Source organism: Ohtaekwangia sp., assembly GCF_036786105.1.
Classification (GTDB): domain Bacteria; phylum Bacteroidota; class Bacteroidia; order Cytophagales; family Cyclobacteriaceae; genus Ohtaekwangia.
Window position 1 is genome coordinate 77721 of the sequence record NZ_DAIQRQ010000018.1, and the last position, 5035, is coordinate 82755.

The 5035-nt window shown below is 45.5% G+C and carries 4 protein-coding genes; 2 read left to right on the forward strand and 2 right to left on the reverse strand.

Translation table 11 applies throughout. The features are described from left to right. Window positions 1-53 precede the first annotated feature (53 nt). Window positions 54-758, reverse strand: a complete 705-nt coding sequence (locus tag V7Q33_RS10440) for a T9SS type A sorting domain-containing protein (protein WP_331981955.1) — start codon at window positions 756-758, stop codon at window positions 54-56. A gap of 90 nt (window positions 759-848) precedes the next feature. Further along, on the reverse strand, window positions 849-2435 hold the full coding sequence (locus V7Q33_RS10445; RefSeq protein WP_333819791.1) for an OstA-like protein: 1587 nt from the start codon (window positions 2433-2435) through the stop codon (window positions 849-851). A gap of 59 nt (window positions 2436-2494) precedes the next feature. Here V7Q33_RS10445 and tilS point away from each other — a divergent pair, with 59 nt between their 5' ends. Further along, complete coding sequence (gene tilS, locus V7Q33_RS10450) at window positions 2495-3823, forward strand: tRNA lysidine(34) synthetase TilS (RefSeq protein WP_333819792.1); 1329 nt, start codon at window positions 2495-2497, stop codon at window positions 3821-3823. Between the two features lie 162 nt (window positions 3824-3985). Beyond that, entirely contained in the window at window positions 3986-4915 is a 930-nt protein-coding gene (gene mdh / locus V7Q33_RS10455; RefSeq protein WP_333819793.1) for a malate dehydrogenase, read from the forward strand. Window positions 4916-5035 lie beyond the last annotated feature (120 nt).

Consider the following 5035-nt stretch of genomic DNA (forward strand, 5'->3'; position numbering starts at 1 on the left):
GTTACACGTTATTCGGAAAGACTATTAACGGTTAACCTGTAACCGATAACAATTCACTTCTTAACGATAAGTTTCCGCGTCATGACCCCTTCGTTATCGAGGTAAAGGGTGTAGAAGTAAATGCCGGCGTTGAGTTCGTCTACTTTGATGCGAACACGGTTTTCGGTAAATGGCAGTGGATAATCACCTACTGGATTGCCCAGCAGGTTATGCATGATGATTTTCGCCTTTACCTGTTCATTGAACATTTTGTATTCCACAAAAGCATTATCCGTTACAGGGTTCGGGTACACATCGTGCAAGTCAATAAACCGGGAAGTATACAAGCTTTGCTTCTCCAGTTTTTCTTCCACGCTGAAGTTCACAACAAACTCTACGATTTGCGCAGGATGCGACTTGTTATAAACAACATAGCGTACGGTACTTTCAGCAGGAACGAGCCCGGCTTCCAACGCCACCTGGAAACTGTTGATGGTTTGACCTGCATCAACTTTTAAAATATAGTCTTCGTTTTTCTGGTCAAGGCAATTGTTGTCGAGACAAAAAAAGTTTTTCTGCGTGCTGCCAATCTGGGCATCGACTTTACGAATAATAAGCGTGATCGTTTTCTCGGAGGTATTCTTGAAGCGAATCGGGGCCTTGATGGTTTCGCCTATTAATCCGCGGTAAGAGTCCTGCAGGGGAACGACCTCAAATCCCTGCCCGAAACTTATCCGGGTAAGGATTGTGATCATCACCAACAACAAGATTTTTCTCATAGAAACCACATATGCTACAAAATTTAAACATTTCTGTGGATTGTCATAATAGATCCAGAATTATTTCGTTAGGCGAAGCCCCTAATTTTATCACAAACGTTTACGACCTTCCGCCTGCGCGGTACCTGGTGTAACTTGTTCTTTTACAACATCTTCACGGTTAGGTCTTTCTTTACCACGCCACGAAAATCCCTTTAACTTGGTATCCTCAACTTTCAGTTCGTGAGGCGGTATAAAACTCGCTTCAGGCTTCACATAAAAACTCATGTTGTTTACCTTTCCCTCCTTGAACCGGATGGTGATGCTGCTACAGATAATCTTGTTCATGCCCATGGCAGAATTAGTCTTTTCATCCAGCGCGAAGTATATACTTTCACCGTTACCTTCTACATGCACGTGATCGATCTTTGAGTCTTTGAAGTATGTTGTCATGCGCCTGCCTTTGATCTGGTTAAAGTTGATCAGCGTATCCTGCGAGATCACAAAAGAGTTGGCGATCATAAAGATTTTATCGATCGTGTTGTTCTTGATGAGCATGTGAATGGAATCCGCTGTCATCTGGTTATCCTGCGACCAGAGTATAGGATCTTTGTAGAAGTATATCGTGGAATCGATGGAGCGATACTCCAGTGAATCGGCCAGCCCCTGCATATCGCTCTTAAATATCTTTACGTTGTTATAGGCCAGCAGGCGTTTCTTGGCCGGATCGGGGCTATCAATAGAAACCAATGTATCGGCCGAGATAAAGAGTGTATCCTTGTCCGTGACCTTCGCGGCATACGCGTTGTTGTATACTTTCGCTATACCAATGTTTTTAAAATAATCGGCCGACTGCCCATAGATAATCAGGTTTTCCTTTTTATAGGTCATGACCACATTGGTGCGGAAGAGGTATTTTTTCCGGATGTCATCCAGTTTATAGTTCTCTGCATCGAGCTTGTAGTCTTGTGTTTCGGCAGAGCCCAGTTTTAAATCCGATTGCTTGGATGTAGTCTGATAAAATCCATTCTCATACACAAATATGCTGCTGTCTTTATCAAGCACCGTTGTAGGCGTTACAAAGTATATGATTTTCGATCGCGAATTATACTGAAGGCTATCGGCTGTCATGGTATAATCCGGATTCTTTACGTGCACATCGCGCTTAAAGGAAGCGAGGTTGGAGTTTACGTTATAATATCCCTTGTTACTGGTAAGTACGTTGATGCTATCCACCAGCCGGCCGTTGTTGAAATAGTTAGCAATGTTGGTACTGCGATCAAAATCGAGAAAGTCTGTGTATAGGGTGGCCGTGGCAAGTTTGGTGAACACCACGTTGGAGCGCAGCTTGGCTTTTTTAGTGTTACCATCATATTCCAGTTTTCGCCCTGTAATGGTTACTGAGTCGCCTTCCAGAATCTTTACCTGACCAAAAGCTTCTACAAAATTTCGCTTCTTGAAGAAGTATGCCGAGTCGCAGAATATAGTGGTTTGGTTTTGTGTGAGTATAACATTACCGATAAGTCGGTCGAAGCGCTCATCGCCTTGTCTTCCTCCGCGCAACTGATCAGCCTGTTTCAGCTTCACTTTCTTTTGTGCCCACGCGGGAGCCGACACCAGGAGTGCCATCACAAACAACATGATGGTCCACCGCTTTCCGCTTTCAACTTTCCGCTTTCTGCTTCTTTGTGCATTCATAAATTCACCTGCAAGCTACGAATCGTAATTCTAAAATCGTAAATCGTACCTTTGCGCCCGTGCTAGAGCAATTTCTGAACCATATTCACCAGCATACACTTTGCCGGAAAGACGACTGCATCCTGCTGGCCGTCAGTGGTGGCATCGACTCCATGGTAATGCTCCATCTTTTTCAGCAGGCCGGGTTCTCTATCGCGATAGCGCATTGTAATTTTCAACTTCGCGGTAAAGATGCCGATGGTGATGAAGATTTTGTGAAGACTGTTGCTGCACAACAAAACATTCCCTGCTTTACTACGCGGTTTGATACAGCCGCATACGCTGAAGTGCATAAACTTTCCATCCAGATGGCTGCACGCGAGCTGCGCTATAGATGGTTCAATGAAGTAGTAACTCACCAGGGTTTTACCAAACTCGCTACGGCTCATCACCTGAACGACTCACTGGAAACGGTACTTCTCCATTGGGTACACGGTGCATCGCTGGATGGCTTTGCAGGTATACCGGTAAAGCACAGCAACATTATCCGCCCGCTGTTGTTTGCTTCGCGCGAAGCGATAGAGCAATATGCAAAAGCACACAACATAGCCTGGCGCGAAGACAGCAGCAACCAGACTGACGACTATCAACGAAACTATATTCGTCATAAAATTATACCGGCATTAAAAGAGCTTAACCCTTCGCTGGAATATACTATACAACGGAGCTTTGGTAAAGTAGCAGGCGAGCTTGCGTTACTGCATCGCGGGCTGGAGGCATGGACGGATCAATATGTTACAGTATTGCACGATCGCATCACGATCGACAAAGCATATTTTCAGGGCGCAACACACGAAGCTTCTGTGCTCTGGAATTTCCTGAAGGAATACGGTTTTAATTATGATGTGTGTATGGATATAGTAGCATCGTTACACGGACAATCCGGCAAGCGATTTTATTCCTCTACACATCAACTGGTAAATGATCGGGAGCATCTCCTTGTAACAAAACAGGTGAACGGTTGGGAAAATGCTCGTATAGAGAAAGATCAGCAACAGGCAACGTTCGGTATATGGAATATGACCATCCTTCCGTCTGCGGTTGTGCAAAAATCTTCACAGGTATATGAAGCCACGCTCGATGCTGCTAAAATTATATTCCCGTTGGTATGGCGCAAGTGGAAAGCAGGCGATGCATTCTATCCGCTGGGCATGCAACACCGCAAGAAGGTAAGTGACTTTCTGATCGATAACAAAGTATCCGTGGCTGATAAAGACACGGTAACGGTACTCGAATCGCAGGGAGAAATTATATGGGTGGCGGGGCATCGCATCGACAACCGGTACCGGATTACGGAGACTACACGTGAGGTGATCACCTTCCGGGTGTCGCCACATTTTCCTCAATAACATTTTTTTTTGACAGGTAGTATCCTAAATTGGTGCCTAGGCAGTGTTCACTCATTCCTGCCCTGTGTTACATGGTGCTGATTTCTGACGCTATACTGTTTGATCAACTCCGTTCGGTAAACTCCCTGATATCACAATTCAAACCCATAAATATTTATTCTTATGAAAGTAACAGTAGTTGGCGCTGGTAATGTAGGCGCTACATGTGCCGATGTACTGGCCTATCGCGAGGTGGCTAATGAAATCGTGCTGGTAGATATTAAAGAAGGTCTTGCTGAAGGAAAGGCATTGGACATCTGGCAAAAGGCTCCCATCGATCTGTATGATAGCCGCACCATTGGTGCTACCAATGACTATGCAAAGTCTGCAAACTCCGATGTAGTGGTGATCACTTCAGGACTTCCGCGCAAGCCGGGCATGAGCCGCGATGATCTTATCGGAACCAACGCAGGCATTGTAAAGTCTGTAACCGAAAATATTATCAAGTACTCACCGGACGCGATCATCATCGTGGTTTCCAATCCGCTGGATGTTATGACGTATCAGGCACACCTCACCTCCAAACTGCCGCGTACCAAAGTATTTGGTATGGCCGGTATACTTGACACGGCCCGTTACCGTGCGTTTCTGGCAGAAGCATTGAATGTATCCCCTAAAGATATACAGGCTGTGTTACTCGGTGGCCATGGCGACACGATGGTGCCCCTGCCACGCTATACTACCGTAGCCGGTATACCGGTAACCGAGCTTATCGATAAAGATAAACTGAATGCCATACTGGAAAGAACAAAAGTTGGTGGTGGCGAGCTGGTAAAACTCATGGGCACATCGGCATGGTATGCTCCCGGCTCCGCTGCAGCACAAATGGTAGAAGCTATCGTAAAAGATCAGCGCAGGGTATTCCCGGTATGTATCAAACTCGATGGCGAGTATGGTATAAAAGATTGCTACCTGGGTGTGCCGGTAATTCTCGGCAAAAATGGAATTGAACGTGTAATCGAACTTGATCTCAACTCTGAAGAACGCGCACTCCTCGAATCAAGCCGCAAAGCGGTGAAGGAAGTAATGGATGTGTTGGAGAAACTTGGATAGATAGAAATAGCTGCTGGCTGCAAGCTACTAGCCGCTAGAAGTGAGTGGTGAAGGGACGACCCGTTATCGGTTAATCGTTACACGTTAATCGTAGTTACTCTTCTAACGATTAACGTGTAA

Coding starts and splice junctions, on each gene's coding strand:
- mdh (WP_333819793.1), top strand. CDS start 3,986: ATGAAAGTAACAGTAGTTGGCGCTGGTAATGTAGGCGCTACATGTGCC.
- V7Q33_RS10445 (WP_333819791.1), bottom strand. CDS start 2,435: ATGAATGCACAAAGAAGCAGAAAGCGGAAAGTTGAAAGCGGAAAGCGG.
- V7Q33_RS10440 (WP_331981955.1), bottom strand. CDS start 758: ATGAGAAAAATCTTGTTGTTGGTGATGATCACAATCCTTACCCGGATA.